A 16,906-nucleotide genomic window follows, 5' to 3' on the forward strand; every position below is an offset into this window, starting at 1 on the left:
GCGTCCACGCATGGTAACGATGCCCGCTGAGGGTAAGTGCCGCGGTCTGCTCCACAAGATCAGGTGCGATGGTGGCGGATCCCCTATGTGCACGTATGAAGAGGAGCAGTCGTGTATGTCACGAGTGCTGCCTTATGCGGCTGTCGTGGGGGGTGGCGGCCCACCCCAATAGGGGCGCTCGCGCAGTGCCGGGCCACGTACCCTCTTCTGTTGTGCCGAACGCCAATGAAGACAACCTCAGTGCCCTCAGCCAGGTGCAGCACCGCGCGGTGAGTGAACTCCTGCGGGTGGCTCCTGTCGCCGACGACCTCGCCCGCCGATTCCAGGAGGCCGGGTTCTCACTCGCGCTGGTCGGCGGCTCGGTCCGGGACGCGTTGCTCGGACGGCTCGGTAACGACCTCGACTTCACGACGGACGCCCGTCCCGAGGACGTGCTGAAGATCATCCGTCCTTGGGCGGATGCCGTGTGGGAGGTCGGCATCGCGTTCGGCACGGTGGCCGCGCAGAAGGAAGCCCGCGTCGGAGACGTTCACCGAAGCTTCCAGATCGAGGTGACCACCTACCGCTCGGAGGCCTACGACCGCACGTCCCGCAAGCCGGAGGTGTCGTACGGCGACTCCATCGAGCAGGATCTGGTCCGGCGGGACTTCACGGTGAACGCGATGGCCGTGGCGCTCCCGGAGAAGGAGTTCATCGATCCGCACGGTGGTCTCGACGACCTCGCCGCACGGGTGCTGCGCACTCCGGGGACGCCCGAGGAGTCCTTCTCGGACGACCCGCTGCGGATGATGCGTGCCGCTCGCTTCGCCGCCCAGCTCGACTTCGAGGTGGCCCCGGAGGTCATCACGGCGATGACCGAGATGGCAGGCCGGCTCGAGATCGTCTCGGCCGAGCGGGTTCGGGACGAACTCAACAAGCTGATCCTCTCCGCGCACCCCCGCAAGGGCCTGACGCTGCTCGTGGACACCGGGCTCGCCGAATACGTGCTGCCGGAGTTGCCCGCCCTGCGGTTGGAGAGCGACGAGCACCACCGGCACAAGGACGTCTACGAGCACACGCTGATCGTCCTGGAGCAGGCCATCGCGCTGGAGGAGGAGGGGCCCGACCTGACCCTGCGTCTGGCCGCGCTGCTGCACGACATTGGCAAGCCGCGCACCCGTCGGTTCGAGGAGGACGGCCGGGTCTCCTTCCACCACCACGAGGTGGTCGGCGCGAAGATGACCAAGAAGCGTATGACCGCGTTGAAGTACTCCAACGAGTTGGTGAAGGATGTCTCGCACCTGGTCGAACTCCACCTGCGGTTCCACGGGTACGGCACCGGTGAATGGACGGACTCCGCTGTCCGTCGATATGTACGGGACGCCGGACCGCTCCTCGACCGTCTGCACAAGCTGACCCGCTCGGACTGCACGACCCGCAACAAGCGCAGGGCTGCCGCCCTCTCGCGTGCGTACGACGGGTTGGAGGAGCGCATCGACGAGTTGAAGGAACAAGAGGAGCTGGACGCCATCCGCCCGGACCTCGACGGCAACCAGATCATGAAGATCCTGGGTGTCGGCCCCGGTCCCGCCGTGGGCAAGGCGTACAAGCACTTGCTGGAGCTGCGGCTGGAGAACGGGCCGATGGGGTACGACGCGGCAGTGGTGGCGCTCCGGGAGTGGTGGGCCAAGGAAGGCTGAGGGCATGGAGCGGGGGCATGTTTCACGTGAAACGAAACATGCCCCCGCTCCGGATACGCCCAGGGGCGGTGTTTCACGTAGAACACCGCCCCTCTCTGCGACTGCCTTACTTCGAGTAGTCCTTCAGGCAGAGCAGGAAGTTACTGCCGTCACCGGTCTCGGTGTACGAGTACTGGAAGTCCTTGGCCTTCTCCGAGCACTTGGTCTCCGCGGAGATCGCGGAGTAGTCGCCCTCGACCTTGGCCAGCACCACGTACTGCGCCTTCGAGGAGCTGCACTCGACGACCTCGAGGTCGGGGTCGTTGTCATTCGTGCTGCCGCGGTGCATGCAGTCGCCGACCGCGGCGGTGTTGGCGTCGTCCCGGTTCGATATGAAGACGCCGATGCCCACACCGATGACGGCCAGGACGATCACGACGTTCTTGATCAGCTTGAAACTGATCTTGCGACTGGGCGGCGCCGGGGGGACCGCTCCGTAAGGGGAGTTGGCCTGCTGCGGGAATCCGGGCTGGCCGGGCTGCGGCGGGTACGGCGCCTGGCCCTGGGGCTGGCCGTAGGGCTGCTGGCCCTGCTGTGCAAACGGATTCTCGCCCTGGGGCGGCGGAGTCGTCACTGGGGGTCCCCCTAGAGAACATAGGTGTGTGACGCGTGAGACGCGAGATAAGACGCACGTAAACTACCGGCCGCCAGTGACAGCCCCGTAGCTCAGGGGGAGTCTGTGGCATTGATGTGACACTTACTGGCGTTCAAATCGGGCCATTGCTACAGAAACAGACCCGTAGATAACGGAGACCGTGACCACCAGGGCCGTAGAACGTCCGTCCGGCGGCAGCATCACGGCGGCGACCGCGGCGGCACCGACGAAGGCGACGTTGAACAGCACGTCGTAGAGGGAGAAGGTGCGGCCACGGAAGCCGTCTTCCACGGAGGACTGGACGATGGTGTCGGTGGCGATCTTCGCGCCCTGGGTGACGAGCCCCAGGACGAAGGCCGCGGTGAACGCGGTGGCTTCGGCGAACGGGAGCATCAGCGCGAGCTCCAGGACAGCGGCCACGGCCGAGCAGACGACGATCCAGCGGCCGGGACCCAGCCGCCCGGCCGCCGACGGGGTCACCACGGCCGCCACGAAGAAGCCCACGCCCGCGACGCCCACCGCCAGTCCGAGAAGGGCCAGCCCCTCCTCCGTGTCGGAGGACCAGGCGTACCGGCAGAGCATCAGCATCATGACCGTGAGGGCGCCGTAGCAGAACCGCATCAGCGTGATCGCGCCGAGCGCCCAGGCGGCCTGTCGGCGATCGGGTTCCGCGAGGTGCCGCAAGCCGGCCGCAAGGCCGCGGGCCGTGCCTCGGAGGGCGGCTGCGAGGCGGGGTGGGACCCGCTCCCGCTCGGGTCCGAGCAGGTCCACCGCCAGGCGCAGGGAGACCAGGGCGGCGCACAGATACAGCGCCGAGCCCAGCAGGACGACGGCGGCGTCGGAATCCGCGACCAGCAGACGGACCACGAAGGCGAGTCCTCCTCCCGCGGTCGCGGCGAGCGTTCCGGCGGTCGGCGAGAGGGAGTTGGCGATGACCAGGCGCTCGGCATCGACCACCCGCGGCAGCGCCGCCGACAGACCGGCGAGGACGAAGCGGTTGACCGCGGTCACGCAGAGGGCGGAGGCGTAGAAGAGCCAGTCGGGAACGCCGCCGATGATCAGGACGGCCGTGACCGATGCCAGCAGGGCGCGCAGGAGGTTGCCGTAGAGGAACACCTGGCGGCGGCGCCAGCGGTCCAGCAGGACGCCGGCGAAGGGGCCCACCAGGGAGTACGGGAGCAGCAGGACCGCCATGGCGGAGGCGATCGCGGTGGCCGAGGTCTGTTTCTCCGGAGAGAAGACGACGTACGCCGCGAGTGCGACCTGGTAGACGCCGTCGGCGCACTGGGAAAGGAGCCGGACGGCGAGCAGGCGCCGGAAGTTGCCGAAGCGCAGCAGGACGCGTAGATCGCGGACGACGGCCATGAGGGACAGCCTCACACACGGCGAGGCCCCCGGATCACATGACCCGGGGGCCCTCGTCAGCCCTGGCAGGAGCGAATTTTCAGCGCTGCCGGCAGCAGCGCGGTGTGCTGCGCCGAGCCGGCGCGCGACCTCCTGTCGGACCCGCGCGCCGTGCTTGGTCGAATCAGCGCTCGACTTCGCCGCGGATGAACTTCTCGACGTTCTCGTAGGCCTCGTCGTCGAAGTACTGGACCGGCGGGGACTTCATGAAGTAGCTCGACGCCGACAGGATCGGGCCGCCGATGCCGCGGTCCTTGGCGATCTTCGCGGCGCGCAGGGCGTCGATGATGACACCTGCCGAGTTCGGGGAGTCCCAGACCTCGAGCTTGTACTCCAGGTTCAGCGGGACGTCACCGAAGGCACGGCCCTCGAGGCGGACGTACGCCCACTTGCGGTCGTCCAGCCAGGCCACGTAGTCCGAGGGACCGATGTGGACGTTCTTCTCGCCCATGTCGCGGTCGGGGATCTGCGAGGTGACGGCCTGCGTCTTCGAGATCTTCTTGGACTCGAGGCGGTCGCGCTCCAGCATGTTCTTGAAGTCCATGTTGCCGCCGACGTTGAGCTGCATGGTGCGCTCGAGACGGACACCGCGGTCCTCGAACAGCTTCGCCATCACGCGGTGGGTGATGGTGGCTCCGACCTGCGACTTGATGTCGTCGCCGACGATCGGGACGCCGGCCTCGGTGAACTTGTCCGCCCACGACTTGGTGCCGGCGATGAAGACCGGAAGGGCGTTGACGAAGGCGACCTTGGCGTCGATGGCGCACTGGGCGTAGAACTTCGCCGCGTCCTCGGAACCGACGGGCAGGTAGCAGATGAGGACGTCGACCTGCTTGTCCTTGAGGATCTGGACGACGTCGACCGGCTCCTCGGCGGACTCCTCGATGGTCTGGCGGTAGTACTTGCCGAGACCGTCGAGGGTGTGGCCGCGCTGAACCGTGACGCCCTTGTTCGGGACGTCGCAGATCTTGATCGTGTTGTTCTCGCTGGCACCGATGGCGTCGGAGAGGTCGAGGCCGACCTTCTTCGCGTCGACGTCGAAGGCGGCGACGAACTCGACGTCACCGACGTGGTATTCCCCGAACTGCACGTGCATGAGGCCCGGGACCTTGGACGCCGGGTCGGCGTCCTTGTAGTACTCGACGCCCTGCACCAGCGACGCCGCGCAGTTGCCCACGCCGACGATGGCTACGCGAACCGAACCCATTCCGGTTGCTCCCTGTGTGTACGAGTGAGGCCCTGAATGGGCTCTCACGTGGCGGTTTCGCCGGGCGTATCCGTCCCGGGGGTGTCCCCGGGACGGGGCAGGCCGCCCGCCGATCCAGATGTGGTGTTCTGCTGAGCGGCCCCACCGGAGCCGGAACCCTTCAGGTCCCGTCCCGCCCGCTCGCTCTCGATGAGCTCGTTCAGCCAGCGCACTTCGCGCTCCACGGACTCCATTCCGTGGCGCTGGAGCTCAAGCGTGTAGTCGTCGAGGCGCTCCCTGGTGCGCGCCAGCGAGGCGCGCATCTTCTCGAGACGCTCCTCCAGGCGGCTGCGACGGCCCTCCAGGACGCGCATGCGCACATCACGGGAGGTCTGCCCGAAGAAGGCGAAGCGAGCGGCGAAGGTCTCGTCCTCGTACGCGTCCGGGCCCGTCTGGGAGAGCAGCTCCTCGAAGTGCTCCTTACCTTCCGCCGTCAGCCGGTAGACGATCTTGGCGCGGCGTCCGGTGAGAGGAGCGGCGAGGGTGTCCTCCGGGCTGTTCCCCGTCTCCTCGATCAACCAGCCGTTGGTGACCAGCGTCTTGAGGCAGGGGTAGAGGGTTCCGTAGCTGAACGCACGGAACACGCCCAGTGAGGTGTTGAGTCGTTTGCGCAGCTCGTAGCCGTGCATCGGGGACTCGCGGAGCAGGCCGAGGACGGCGAATTCGAGGATCCCGGAACGCCGGCTCATCGTCGCCTCCCCTCTTCCGCGACCCGTGGTGACGGGCCCGCTGTCGGTCTTATGTCGTGCTGATGTATCGACTCGATACATCAGCACGATAGAACGACCTCCCGGCTGGGACAAGGGGGGTGATGGTGAACGGGATCACATCACGGTTTCGTTGCAGGCAAGTTGCCTGATTTGGGGTGAACTTCGGGGCTAGGCAGGCTTTGACGGTGCGTAGTCTGTGCGCCATGCAAACCACCGGGACTCGCGTGACGCCGGGGGGCGTCGAGTTCCCCGGTGCAGTACGGGTGAATGCGCCAGGCACCCCATCCGTACTTCGGGGGGACAGGAAACCAGCCGCCGTTTCCAGGCGCGCACGGATGCGCCTGCCCGAGGAGTAGTCGTTCGATGAGCGAGCACCGTCGCAAACCGCCGCAGTCGCAGGAAGGCGGACGTGCCGCGGCCCGACGCGGCCAGTCCGGTTCGTCCTCCGGCCGCCGTGCGGCACCGCGAGGCGCCACCGGGTCTCCTTCCGACTCGTACGGGTCGGGTTTCCACGGGCCTGGAGGCGAAGAGCCGTCGTCCGGTGGCCGTGCCGACGCCCGGCGCGCGGCACAGAGAAGCACGGGTGGGCGGCGCCGAGGCGCCGAGCCCGCGGGAGGCCGCCGAGGGGGTCCGTCCGGCCCTCCGGGCCGGGGCAGAGGGCGCCCGGAGCCCGGCAAGAAGCGCCTGATCGACTATCCGCGCGCCGGCAGGTACGGCTGGCAGCGCTGGGTGCCGTCCTGGAAGCTCGTCACCGGCCTGTTCGTCGGGTTCATGGGCAGCCTGGTCGCGGTGGCGGGCGTCGGGTACGCCATGGTCGGCGTCCCGAAGGTCGCCGAGACGGCCACGGCGCAGAACAACGTCTACTACTGGGCCGACGGCACCCAGATGGTCGCCACCGGTGGTGAGACGAACCGCCAGATCATCGATCTCTCGCAGATCCCCGAGGCGATGCGCTGGGCGGTGATCTCGCAGGAGAACAAGACCTTCTACGACGACAGCGGCATCGACCCCAAGGGCATCGCGCGCGCGGTGCTCAACATGGCGCGGGGCGGACAGACGCAGGGTGGCTCGACCATCACCCAGCAGTACGTCAAGAACGCCATGCTGAACGACCAGTCCCAGACGATCTCCCGGAAGTTCAAGGAGATCTTCGTCTCGATCAAGGTCGGGGCGGAGGAGGACAAGGACGACATCATCGAGGGCTACCTGAACTCGGCGTACTACGGGCGCAACGCCTACGGCATTCAGGCGGCCGCCCGCGCGTACTTCGACAAGGACGCCATCGACCTCAACGAGGGTGAGTGCGCCTTCCTGGCCGCCACGCTGAAGGGCGCCACCTACTACGACCCGGCAGGAGCCCGCTCCATCGACCCGACCGGCGCGACGCCGGAGGCCAACAGCAGGCGGGCGCTGAACCAGATGCAGGACACCCTCGACAAGATGGTCGAGTACAAGCACCTGGACGCCGCGACGCGGGCCAAGTACACCACGCTGCCCGCGTGGAAGAACCCGCGCTCGAACACCCAGCTGAGCGGTCAGGTCGGTTACCTCGTCGACCTGGCCAACAGCTATGTGATCACCAACAGCAAGGAAACGGGGATCACCCAGGACAAGCTTCAGCAGGGTGGCTACTCGATCCACACGACTTTCGACAAGAACAAGGTCAAGGAACTCGAGACGGCGGTCTCGAAGGTTCAGAAGGCCAACATCAAGCCGAAGGAACGTCCTGAGACGGACACGCACGTCCAGTTCGGCGGGGCTTCCGTCAACCCGGCGACCGGTGCCATCGAGGCGATCTACGGCGGTGAGGACGCTACCAAGCACTTCACCAACAACGCCGACCAGACCGGTGCCCAGGTGGGTTCGACGTTCAAGCCGTTCGTCCTCGCGGCGGCGATGACCTGGGGCGTCCGTGACAAGGACCTGGGGTCGTCGCAGGCCCAGGACGAGCGCACCATCGTGTCCCCCGAGAGCCTGTTCAGCGGCAAGAACAAGCTCAAGATCAAGAACTACGACGGGACGATCTGGAAGAACGAGAAGGGCGAGGAGTGGCTTCAGACCAATGACGGCCAGGCCTCCTACGGCACCCCGCCCAACTTCAAGATCGACCTGCGTGAGGCAATGCGTGAGTCGGTGAACTCCGCCTTCGTCCAGCTGGGGATGGATGTCGGCCTGGACAAGGTGAAGGGGGCTGCGCTAAGCGCCGGCCTGAAGCCGGGCAGTCTGACCGGCGCCGGCTTCCCGTCGTTCTCGATCGGCATCTCCGACCCGAGCGCGATCCGGATGGCGGGCTCCTACGCCACCTTCGCGGCGAGCGGCAAGCAGCGTGACCCCTACTCGGTCCAGAAGGTCACGAGCCAGGACGGTGTGATCTACACGCACAAGACCGCCACGAAGCAGGCGTTCACCTCGAAGGTCGCCGACAACGTCACGGACATTCTGAAGACCGTGGTCGAGAAGGGAACCGGCACCGCCGCGCAGTTGCCCGGTCGTGAGGTGGCCGGCAAGACCGGTACCACCGACGGCAACAAGTCGGCCTGGTTCGTCGGCTACACGCCGCAGCTGTCGACCGCGATCACCATGTTCCGGTACGACGACGACGAGACGAAGAAGAACCGTACGTTCCTGGAGATGTTCGGCACGGGTGGCCAGAAGAAGATCCATGGTGCCTCGTTCCCGGCGGAGATCTGGCACGACTACATGGCCGAGGCCATGAAGGACCTGCCGAAGAAGGGCTTCCCGGCCCCCCAGCCCATTGGCGAGGTCGTCAACGAGGACCCGCTTCCGTCGCCCAGTCCGTCGGTCACGGAGAGCGAGAAAGCGAGCCCTTCGCCGTCCCCGAGCCCCAGTGAGTCGGAGCCCGAGCCGTCGCCCTCCCCGTCCGATACCTGCGACAGCTTCTTCGGTTGCGAGGACGACTCGGGCGGCGTGAACGGCGGAGGCGACAACGGCGGCACCGGCGAGGCAAGTCCCTCGCCATCCCCCAGCGACAGCGGGGATGACACCAGAGGCAACGCCAACGGCGGGAACTTCTTCGGAGGATCAAGCGGTTAGTCGCGCAATCGCCCCGCACGGGCGTTTCACGTGAAACATGCGGATGTTTCACGTGAAACGAGGGCCGCCTCACCGGACCAGGTGGGGCGGCCCTCGGTGTTTTGCTAGGTCCGTACGGCAGGATGTGAGCCATGCCCAGTGCAGAATCGACGCCAGCGCGCGTGCACGAGCCGGAGCCGGTGCGGCCGACCAGGAATGACGAGGTGGCCGCGGCCGGGAGTGAGCTGATCGGTGGCCCTCTGGGGCGGCGAGCCCTCACCGGGACGTCCTGGCTGTCTCCTGTCCGGGTCGTCGCGCTCGTCGCCATCGGGATGTTCGCCCTCGGACTGATCCAGAAGGCGCCTTGCTACAACGGCGGCTGGTTCTTCGGTGCGGTCTCCCAGTACACGCATGCCTGTTACTCGGACATCCCGCACCTGTACCAGGGGCGTGGATTCGCCGACGGACTCGTGCCGTATTTCGACAAGCTTCCCGGCGACATGCAGTACCTCGAATACCCGGTCCTCACCGGAGTCTTCATGGAGGTCGCCGCCTGGCTGACGCCGGGCAGCGGCAGCGCCCAGCACCAGGGGCAGTGGTACTGGATGGTCAACGCCGGGATGCTGATGGCGTGCGCGGCCGTCATGGCCGTATGCGTGGCCCGGACGCACGCCCGGCGGCCCTGGGACGGTCTGCTGGTGGCCCTGGCGCCGGCATTCGCCCTCACCGCCACCATCAACTGGGATCTGCTGGCGGTCGCTCTGACGGCCGCGGCGATGCTGATGTGGTCACGAGGCCGGGCGCTCGCGTTCGGCGTCCTGCTGGGACTGGCCACCGCCGCAAAGCTCTACCCCGTCTTCCTCCTGGGTCCGCTGTTCGTCCTGTGCTGGCGGGCTGGGAAGTGGCGGGACTTCGGCACGGCACTGGGCGGTGCGCTCGTCGCCTGGCTGGTGGTGAACCTGCCGGTGCTGCTCTTCGCCTTCGAAGGCTGGTCGAAGTTCTACACGTTCAGCCAGGAGCGGGGTGTCGACTTCGGGTCGTTCTGGCTGATCCTGGCCCAGAACTCCAGCGATCCGCTCACCACCGACAGCGTCAACACCCTGGCCACGCTTCTGGTCGTGGTGTGCGGACTGGGCATCGGGGTGCTGACGCTGACCGCTCCGCGGCGACCCCGCTTCGCCCAACTGGCCTTCCTGATCGTGGCGGCCTTCATCCTCACCAACAAGGTCTACTCGCCGCAGTACGTCCTGTGGCTCGTGCCGCTGGCCGTACTGGCCCGGCCGAAGTGGCGGGACTTCCTGATCTGGCAGGCCTGCGAGGTGGCGTACTTCCTCGGTATCTGGCTGTATCTCGCGTACACCACCAGCGGAGACGCCCACAAGGGACTGCCGACCGACGGCTATCACTGGGCCATCGGCGTGCACCTGCTCGGGACGCTCTACCTGTGCGTCATGGTCGTGCGGGACATCCTGGTGCCCGAGCGGGACGTCGTCCGCCAGGCCGGGGACGACGATCCCTCGGGTGGGGTGCTCGACGGCGCGGAGGACGTGTTCGTCTTCGGGGCCGCGCCCCGTCCCGCCCGGCACGCGGCCCACTTCGACGGACCGCAGGTGGAGTGGGGCAAACGGGATCCAGCCGATAGTTCGCCCTGAGCGAACGCAGAGTGGTGGCGTTCACGCGTAAGGCCGTACACGGAGGCTCCGTGTACGGCCTTACGTCGTCGCTGCGCTGCTCAGCGGTCCATGATGCGGTCGAACTGCGTGGTGGTGTGCCGCAGATGGGCCACCAGCTCGTCCCCGACCGTCGGCTCCGGTGCGTCCGAGGGGACGAACAGGATGGACACCTGCATGTGCGGGGGCTCGGCGAACCACCGCTGCTTGCCGCCCCAGACGAACGGCGACAGGTTCCTGTTCACCGTGGCCAGGCCGGCGCGCGCGACGCCCTTGGCGCGCGGCATGACGCCGTGCAGGGCCTTGGGGGCCTCCAGCCCCACCCCGTGCGACGTACCGCCCGCCACGACCACCAGGTAGCCGTCGGAGGCCGCCTTCTGCTGCCGGTAGCCGAAGCGGTCGCCCTTGGAGACACGCGTGACGTCCAGGACGGCGCCGCGGTACTCGGTCGCCTCGTGGTCCCCCAGCCACAGCCGCGTGCCGATGCGGGCACGGAAACGGGTCTGCGGGAACTGCTGCTGCAGGCGGGCGAGTTCATCGGCCTTGAGGTGGCTCACGAACATCGTGTGCAGCGGCAGCCGGGCCGCGCGCAGCCGGTCCATCCAGCCGATGACCTCCTCGACGGCGTCCGAGCCGTCGGTACGGTCCAGCGGCAGATGGATGGCGAAGCCCTCCAGGCGGACGTTCTCTATGGCGGCGTGCAACTGCGGCAGGTCCTGCTCGCTGATGCCGTGCCGCTTCATCGAGGACATCACCTCGATCACCACGCGGGCACCCACGAGACCGTAGACGCCGTCGATCGACGACACCGACCGCACGACTCGGTCGGGCAGCGGGACGGGCTCCTCACCGCGCCGGTACGGCGTCAGCACCAGTAGGTCACCGCCGAAGAAGTCCTTGATGCGCGCGGCCTCGTACGTCGTGCCGACGGCGAGGATGTCCGACCCCAGCCGGGTGGCCTCCTCGGCCAGCCGCTCATGCCCGAAGCCGTAGCCGTTGCCCTTGCAGACCGGGACGAGCCCCGGGAACTGCTCCTGCACGTGCTTGTGGTGCGCCCGCCAGCGCGCGGTGTCGACGTAGAGCGTGAGCGCCATGGCCGGACCTGGAACCTTTCTCGTGGCTGCGGTGATTCAGAGGTGGGGAAGCTGTCGAGACGTATGACGCCATCGAAGCAGCTGACGGGTGCTCAGCGACGCGACATGTAGATGTCGAGCGCCTTGTGGAGCAACTTGTTCAGCGGGAAGTCCCACTCGCCCAGGTACTCGGCGGCCTGGCCGCCCGTGCCGACCTTGAACTGGATCAGGCCGAACAGGTGGTCCGACTCGTCCAGGGAGTCGGAGATGCCGCGCAGGTCGTACACGGAGGCGCCGAGCGCGTAGGCGTCGCGCAGCATCCGCCACTGCATGGCGTTCGAGGGGCGGAACTCGCGGCCGATGTTGTCGGAGGCGCCGTAGGAGTACCAGACGTGTCCGCCGACGATCAGCATGGTCGCCGCCGAAAGGTTCACGCCGTTGTGGCGGGCGAAGTACAGGCGCATGCGGTTGGGGTCCTCGGTGTTGAGGGCTGTCCACATGCGCTGGAAGTACGACAGCGGGCGGGGCCGGAAGTGGTCGCGCACAGCCGTGATCTCGTAGAGGCGCTGCCACTCCTCGAGGTCGTGGTAGCCGCCCTGGACGACCTCGACACCGGCCTTCTCGGCCTTCTTGATGTTGCGGCGCCAGAGCTGGTTGAAGTTCCTGTGGACCTCTTCGAGGGAACGGTTCGCCAGCGGCACCTGGTACACGTAGCGCGGCTGGACGTCGCCGAAGCCGGCACCGCCGTCCTCGCCCTGCTGCCAGCCCATCCGGCGCAGCTTGTCGGCCACCTCGAACGCTCGCGGTTCGATGAAGTCGGCCTCGATGTCGCGCAGTCGCTTCACGTCCGGGTTCTGGATGCCCGCCTTGATGGAGACGGCCTCCCAGCGCCGGATGATCACCGGCGGGCCCATCTTCACGGAGAAGGCGCCCTGCTGCTTGAGGTGCGCGAGCATCGGTTCCAGCCACTCGGTCAGATTCGGCGCGTACCAGTTGATGACCGGACCCTCGGGCAGATACGCGAGGTAGCGCTTGATCTTGGGCAGTTGGCGGTAGAGGACGAGGCCCGCACCGACGAGTTCACCGGTCCTGCCGTCGAACCAGCCGAGGCTCTCCGACCGCCACTCGGCCTTGACATCGGCCCAGGCCGGAACCTGCATGTGGCTCGCCGACGGCAGGCTCTGGATGTACGCCAGATGCTGCTCGCGGCTGATCGTCCTCAGGGTCAGGCTCATTCGGGGCGCTCCTCGGGCTGGTGTGTCCCCATGGGTACAGGGGCTCCGGCTCTCGGGCCGAAGCCTACTGCGCCGCGGGAGCGCCCCGACTGGGCGTACGGCACCTTCGCCCCGGCCTTGTGGACGGCCGGGGCGTTCCGCCGGGGCGGAGTTGGTCCGGAGCGGCTTTCTCCGCCGACGATGTCGGTGCTGCCCGTGGATGCCGGACCGGGGTCGGTCAGGTCACCAGAGGCCGCCGAAGAGGCCGCCGTGCGCCATACCGAGGAAGAAGCCGATGCCGGAGGCACCGAGGCCCAGGATCAGTCCGAAGCGCTCACGGGTGGTCTCGGAGATCCACAGTCCGTAAGCGCCGGTGGCGATCCCTACCAGGCCGGCCCAAGAGCTGAGCAGGTGGAGGCTGTGGAACATCGCCGTGATGAAGGCCACCGCCCCCAGGACCAGGGTGACGGCCGTGAGCGCGTCCTGGAGCGGATGGGGCCTGCCGTCGGTGGCGAGGAGAGAACCGGCGGTGTTGGGTCGCAATGCCTGTGCCATGAGGCACCTCCTGCGGAGAGCGGCGCATCGTAGCGCCATACACACCCGATGTGTACAGACTGACGGCCTCCCCGGCCGGATTTCAACCGGAAGCCGGTGTGCAGGTAGTCTGTACCCTCTGCACCGGTGTCTGCCCAGGCACAGCCAGGGAATCCGCCCACCTGAGAGCGGGAGCGTCGCGACGCGACCCCCCGATTGTCAGTGGCGGCCGATACCGTTGCGTACGCATCACAACCCTCCTGCCACGGAACGACCGTGGCCGCTGAGTCCAAAGGAGGTGGGTTCCACATGCGTCACTACGAAGTGATGGTCATCCTCGACCCCGATCTCGAAGAGCGCGCTGTCTCCCCGCTGATCGAGAACTTCCTCTCCGTTGTCCGTGAGGGCAACGGAAAGGTGGAGAAGGTCGACACCTGGGGCCGTCGTCGTCTCTCGTACGAGATCAAGAAGAAGCCCGAGGGCATCTACTCGGTCATCGACCTTCAGGCAGAGCCTGCGGTCGTCAAGGAGCTCGACCGCCAGATGAACCTGAACGAGTCGGTCCTCCGGACCAAGGTCCTCCGCCCCGAAACCCACTGAGCTCTCCCGCTCAGCTGGTCTCGGGATCCGAGTAGCAGCACTAGCAGCCAGCAGCAGCAAACCCGCCGAGAGGTTCCCCCATGGCAGGCGAGACCGTCATCACGGTCATCGGCAATCTTGTCGACGACCCCGAGCTGCGCTTCACCCCCTCCGGTGCGGCGGTCGCGAAGTTCCGTGTCGCGTCCACCCCGCGCACCTTCGACCGTCAGACGAACGAGTGGAAGGACGGCGAAAGCCTGTTCCTGACCTGCTCGGTCTGGCGTCAGGCGGCGGAGAACGTCGCTGAGTCGCTCCAGCGAGGCATGCGCGTCCTCGTGCAGGGCCGGCTGAAGCAGCGGTCCTACGAGGACCGCGAGGGCGTCAAGCGCACGGTCTACGAGCTGGACGTCGAGGAAGTCGGTCCCAGCCTGCGCAACGCCACGGCCAAGGTCACCAAGACCGCCGGCCGCGGTGGTCAGGGTGGTGGCGGTGGCTTCGGCGGAGCCGGTGGCGGCGGCGCCCAGGGTGGCGGCAGCTGGGGTGGAAACTCCGGCGGCGGCCAGCAGGGTGGCGGCGCTCCCGCCGACGACCCGTGGGCGACCGGTGCTCCCGCCGGTGGCAGCCAGGGCGCAGCGGTGGTGGCGGCGGCTGGGGTGGAAACTCCGGCGGCAGCGGCGGCGCTGGCGGCGGCTACTCGGACGAGCCCCCCTTCTAGGCCTTCGGGCCCGGTTCTCCGGGCCTGTTCGGGTCGAAGGCGGGTCGTAACCCAACTTCTTGATCACACAGGAGAATCACCATGGCGAAGCCGCCTGTGCGCAAGCCGAAGAAGAAGGTCTGCGCATTCTGCAAGGACAAGGTCACGTACGTGGACTACAAGGACACGAACATGCTGCGGAAGTTCATTTCCGACCGCGGCAAGATCCGTGCCCGCCGCGTGACCGGCAACTGCACGCAGCACCAGCGTGACGTCGCCACGGCCGTGAAGAACAGCCGTGAGATGGCGCTGCTGCCCTACACCGCCCAGGCGCGATAAGGGAAGGGTGACCGAAAAATGAAGATCATCCTCACCCACGAGGTCTCTGGCCTCGGTGCCGCCGGCGAAGTCGTCGACGTCAAGGACGGCTACGCTCGCAACTACCTGATCCCGCGGAACTTCGCGATCCGCTGGACCAAGGGCGGCGAGAAGGACGTCGAGCAGATCCGTCGTGCTCGCAAGATCCACGAGATCCAGACCATCGAGCAGGCCAACGCTGTGAAGGCCCAGCTCGAGGGCGTCAAGGTCCGCCTCGCGGTCCGCTCCGGCGACGCCGGTCGTCTCTTCGGTTCCGTCACCCCGGCCGACATCGCCTCGGCGATCAAGGCTTCCGGTGGCCCCGAGGTCGACAAGCGCCGCATCGAGCTCGGTTCGCCGATCAAGACCCTGGGCGCCCACGAGACGTCCGTGCGTCTGCACCCCGAGGTGGCCGCCAAGGTCAACCTCGAGGTCGTCGCGGCCTGATCGCTGCACTCGGCTCGTAGAGCTGGGAAGGGGCCGCATCCTCAGGGGTGCGGCCCCTTCCGCGTGCCCAGCGCTGTCAGGCGGGGACCGGCTCCACGCGGTGGTGTTTCACGTGAAACACCCGTTTCACGTGAAACGATCAGCGGCTCGCGCCGGTGACCAGCCAGCGTCCCGAACGGGTGCGCAGCCAGAGGGTCAGCATTCGGACCACCATCATCAGCGTCATCGCTCCCCACAGCGCGGTCAGACCGCCGCCGAGAGCCGGGACCAGCAGGGCGACCGGAGCGAAGACCGCCAGGGTGAGCACCATCGCCCAGGCGAGGTAAGGGCCGTCTCCGGCACCCATGAGCACGCCGTCCAGGACGAAGACGATGGCACAGACCGGCTGGGACAGGGCCACCACGAGCAATGCGGGCAGCGCGGCGTCCTTGACTCCCGGGTCCCCGGTGAACAGGGGCAGGAACAGTGGCCGGGCCAGCACCACGAGCAGGGCCAACATGGCACCCACGGCAATACCCCATTCGACCATGCGGCGGCAGACGACCCGGGCGCCCTGGGGGTCGTCTGCACCGAGGTAACGCCCGATGATCGCCTGTCCGGCGATGGCGATGGCATCGAGAGCGAAGGCCAGCAGGCTCCAGAGCGACAGGACGATCTGATGTGCCGCGATGTCCGCGTCACCGAGGCGGGCGGCAACGGCGGTGGCGATCATCAGTACCGCCCGCAGGGACAGGGTGCGCACGAGCAGGGGCACTCCGGCTTGGGCCGAGGCGCGGATGCCGGCGGCGTCGGGACGCAACGAGGCGCCATGCCGCCGGGCACCTCGGACCACCACGACGAGGTAGACGGCGGCCATGCCGCACTGGGCGATGACCGTGCCCCAGGCGGAGCCCGCGATGCCGAGATCCGCGCCGTAGACGAGACCGACGTTCAGCAGGGCGTTGGCGACGAAGCCCCCGATGGCGACGTAGAGCGGAGTCCTCGTGTCCTGGAGTCCGCGCAGAACACCGGTCGCGGCGAGGACGACCAGCATGGCCGGGATGCCCAGTGCCGAGATGTGCAGATAGGTGATCGCATACGGGGCGGCCGTCTCGGAGGCGCCGAAGAGGGCCACGAGGGAGGGGGCGGTGGGCAGGACGAGAGCGATCACGGCCGCGCCGAGCAGCAGTGCCAGCCAGATGCCGTCCATGCCCTGGCGGATGGCTGCCGGAAGATCGCCGGCGCCCACGCGTCGTGCGACGGCAGCCGTGGTGGCGTAGGCGAGGAAGACGAAGATGCTGACGGCTGTGGTCAGGAGAGCGGAGGCCACACCGAGTCCGGCGAGTTGCGCGGTGCCGAGGTGGCCCACGATGGCGCTGTCGGCCAGGACGAAAAGGGGCTCGGCGACGAGTGCACCGAAGGCCGGGACGGCCAGTGCGACGATCTCTCGATCGTGCTGTCGCCGCGTGGCCTTGGGGATCGTGGGAGCCGGTGTCATGGCCACCAATCTAATCATCCACAGGTAAGACATGCAATTGCCTGGTGACCCTTACTTGGTGACTCCCTGTGTGTGCTCCCCTGCACCCTTCGCGACGATCTTGATCCCACTGGGAAAGTTTTTCTTCTGCACAGCCGGTGGACGGGAAACCTGCT

Annotated in this window: 14 protein-coding genes and 1 pseudogene; 7 read left to right on the plus strand and 8 right to left on the minus strand. The window is 67.4% G+C overall.

Annotated elements, in window-relative coordinates; genetic code table 11:
* The first annotated feature begins 212 nt into the window (after positions 1-212).
* Positions 213-1,679 (plus strand): CCA tRNA nucleotidyltransferase, encoded by a 1,467-nt coding sequence (locus BM536_RS28155; RefSeq protein ID WP_073491220.1) that lies wholly within the window; start codon positions 213-215, stop codon positions 1,677-1,679.
* A 106-nt stretch (positions 1,680-1,785) separates the two neighbouring features.
* Here the strand turns inward: BM536_RS28155 and BM536_RS28160 are convergent, their stop codons facing one another.
* From BM536_RS28160 to BM536_RS28175, 4 genes are all read right to left on the minus strand, one after another.
* Complete coding sequence (locus tag BM536_RS28160; RefSeq protein WP_073491221.1) at positions 1,786-2,292, minus strand: LppU/SCO3897 family protein; 507 nt, start codon at positions 2,290-2,292, stop codon at positions 1,786-1,788.
* 123 nt (positions 2,293-2,415) lie between these two features.
* Entirely contained in the window at positions 2,416-3,678 is a 1,263-nt protein-coding gene (locus BM536_RS28165; protein ID WP_073491262.1) for an MFS transporter, read from the minus strand.
* Positions 3,679-3,841: 163 nt separating this feature from the next.
* Positions 3,842-4,924 carry an inositol-3-phosphate synthase gene (locus BM536_RS28170; protein ID WP_073491222.1) on the minus strand — a complete coding sequence of 361 codons (1,083 nt, stop codon included), beginning with the start codon at positions 4,922-4,924 and terminating at the stop codon, positions 3,842-3,844.
* Between the two features lie 44 nt (positions 4,925-4,968).
* Positions 4,969-5,652: a PadR family transcriptional regulator gene (locus BM536_RS28175; protein ID WP_073491223.1), complete on the minus strand. Its 684-nt coding sequence runs from the start codon at positions 5,650-5,652 to the stop codon at positions 4,969-4,971.
* Positions 5,653-6,036: 384 nt separating this feature from the next.
* Here BM536_RS28175 and BM536_RS28180 point away from each other — a divergent pair, with 384 nt between their 5' ends.
* Both BM536_RS28180 and BM536_RS28185 read left to right on the plus strand, forming a co-directional pair.
* Positions 6,037-8,727 carry a transglycosylase domain-containing protein gene (locus tag BM536_RS28180; RefSeq protein ID WP_073491224.1) on the plus strand — a complete coding sequence of 897 codons (2,691 nt, stop codon included), beginning with the start codon at positions 6,037-6,039 and terminating at the stop codon, positions 8,725-8,727.
* A gap of 131 nt (positions 8,728-8,858) precedes the next feature.
* The gene (locus BM536_RS28185; protein WP_073491225.1) at positions 8,859-10,358 is read left to right on the plus strand and encodes a glycosyltransferase family 87 protein; all 1,500 of its coding nucleotides are present in this window, start codon (positions 8,859-8,861) and stop codon (positions 10,356-10,358) included.
* An 80-nt stretch (positions 10,359-10,438) separates the two neighbouring features.
* On the opposite strand, the gene BM536_RS28190 is transcribed toward BM536_RS28185, so the two are convergent.
* The 3 genes from BM536_RS28190 to BM536_RS28200 all read right to left on the minus strand — a co-directional run bounded on the left by BM536_RS28190 (position 10,439) and on the right by BM536_RS28200 (position 13,218).
* Positions 10,439-11,470, minus strand: a complete 1,032-nt coding sequence (locus tag BM536_RS28190; protein WP_073491226.1) for an alanine racemase — start codon at positions 11,468-11,470, stop codon at positions 10,439-10,441.
* Positions 11,471-11,562: 92 nt separating this feature from the next.
* Positions 11,563-12,684: a peptidoglycan bridge formation glycyltransferase FemX gene (femX, locus tag BM536_RS28195; RefSeq protein ID WP_073491227.1), complete on the minus strand. Its 1,122-nt coding sequence runs from the start codon at positions 12,682-12,684 to the stop codon at positions 11,563-11,565.
* A gap of 222 nt (positions 12,685-12,906) precedes the next feature.
* Positions 12,907-13,218 (minus strand): hypothetical protein, encoded by a 312-nt coding sequence (locus tag BM536_RS28200; RefSeq protein ID WP_073491228.1) that lies wholly within the window; start codon positions 13,216-13,218, stop codon positions 12,907-12,909.
* Between the two features lie 288 nt (positions 13,219-13,506).
* Between BM536_RS28200 and rpsF the strand changes: the two genes are divergently transcribed.
* The 4 genes and pseudogenes from rpsF (at position 13,507) to rplI (ending at position 15,274) form a co-directional block, all read left to right on the plus strand.
* On the plus strand, positions 13,507-13,797 hold the full coding sequence (gene rpsF / locus BM536_RS28205; protein ID WP_006604399.1) for a 30S ribosomal protein S6: 291 nt from the start codon (positions 13,507-13,509) through the stop codon (positions 13,795-13,797).
* Positions 13,798-13,877: 80 nt separating this feature from the next.
* Positions 13,878-14,491, plus strand: a pseudogene (locus tag BM536_RS28210) (single-stranded DNA-binding protein).
* Positions 14,492-14,572: 81 nt separating this feature from the next.
* Positions 14,573-14,809, plus strand: a complete 237-nt coding sequence (rpsR, locus tag BM536_RS28215) for a 30S ribosomal protein S18 (protein ID WP_020130672.1) — start codon at positions 14,573-14,575, stop codon at positions 14,807-14,809.
* An 18-nt stretch (positions 14,810-14,827) separates the two neighbouring features.
* On the plus strand, positions 14,828-15,274 hold the full coding sequence (gene rplI, locus BM536_RS28220; protein ID WP_073491230.1) for a 50S ribosomal protein L9: 447 nt from the start codon (positions 14,828-14,830) through the stop codon (positions 15,272-15,274).
* 139 nt (positions 15,275-15,413) lie between these two features.
* Here the strand turns inward: rplI and BM536_RS28225 are convergent, their stop codons facing one another.
* Positions 15,414-16,751, minus strand: a complete 1,338-nt coding sequence (locus BM536_RS28225) for an MATE family efflux transporter (protein ID WP_073491263.1) — start codon at positions 16,749-16,751, stop codon at positions 15,414-15,416.
* Positions 16,752-16,906 lie beyond the last annotated feature (155 nt).

Origin of the sequence: Streptomyces phaeoluteigriseus (assembly GCF_001896135.2) — a bacterium.
GTDB classification, from domain to species: Bacteria; Actinomycetota; Actinomycetes; order Streptomycetales; family Streptomycetaceae; genus Streptomyces; species Streptomyces phaeoluteigriseus.

What these genes read in the sequence shown, in the direction of transcription:
- BM536_RS28200 (WP_073491228.1), bottom strand. Translation starts at nt 13,218, where the DNA reads ATGGCACAGGCATTGCGACCCAACACCGCCGGTTCTCTCCTCGCCACC.
- rpsR (WP_020130672.1), top strand. Translation starts at nt 14,573, where the DNA reads ATGGCGAAGCCGCCTGTGCGCAAGCCGAAGAAGAAGGTCTGCGCATTC.
- BM536_RS28190 (WP_073491226.1), bottom strand. Translation starts at nt 11,470, where the DNA reads ATGGCGCTCACGCTCTACGTCGACACCGCGCGCTGGCGGGCGCACCAC.
- BM536_RS28225 (WP_073491263.1), bottom strand. Translation starts at nt 16,751, where the DNA reads ATGACACCGGCTCCCACGATCCCCAAGGCCACGCGGCGACAGCACGAT.
- BM536_RS28185 (WP_073491225.1), top strand. Translation starts at nt 8,859, where the DNA reads ATGCCCAGTGCAGAATCGACGCCAGCGCGCGTGCACGAGCCGGAGCCG.
- BM536_RS28170 (WP_073491222.1), bottom strand. Translation starts at nt 4,924, where the DNA reads ATGGGTTCGGTTCGCGTAGCCATCGTCGGCGTGGGCAACTGCGCGGCG.
- rpsF (WP_006604399.1), top strand. Translation starts at nt 13,507, where the DNA reads ATGCGTCACTACGAAGTGATGGTCATCCTCGACCCCGATCTCGAAGAG.
- BM536_RS28175 (WP_073491223.1), bottom strand. Translation starts at nt 5,652, where the DNA reads ATGAGCCGGCGTTCCGGGATCCTCGAATTCGCCGTCCTCGGCCTGCTC.
- femX (WP_073491227.1), bottom strand. Translation starts at nt 12,684, where the DNA reads ATGAGCCTGACCCTGAGGACGATCAGCCGCGAGCAGCATCTGGCGTAC.
- BM536_RS28180 (WP_073491224.1), top strand. Translation starts at nt 6,037, where the DNA reads ATGAGCGAGCACCGTCGCAAACCGCCGCAGTCGCAGGAAGGCGGACGT.
- rplI (WP_073491230.1), top strand. Translation starts at nt 14,828, where the DNA reads ATGAAGATCATCCTCACCCACGAGGTCTCTGGCCTCGGTGCCGCCGGC.
- BM536_RS28165 (WP_073491262.1), bottom strand. Translation starts at nt 3,678, where the DNA reads ATGGCCGTCGTCCGCGATCTACGCGTCCTGCTGCGCTTCGGCAACTTC.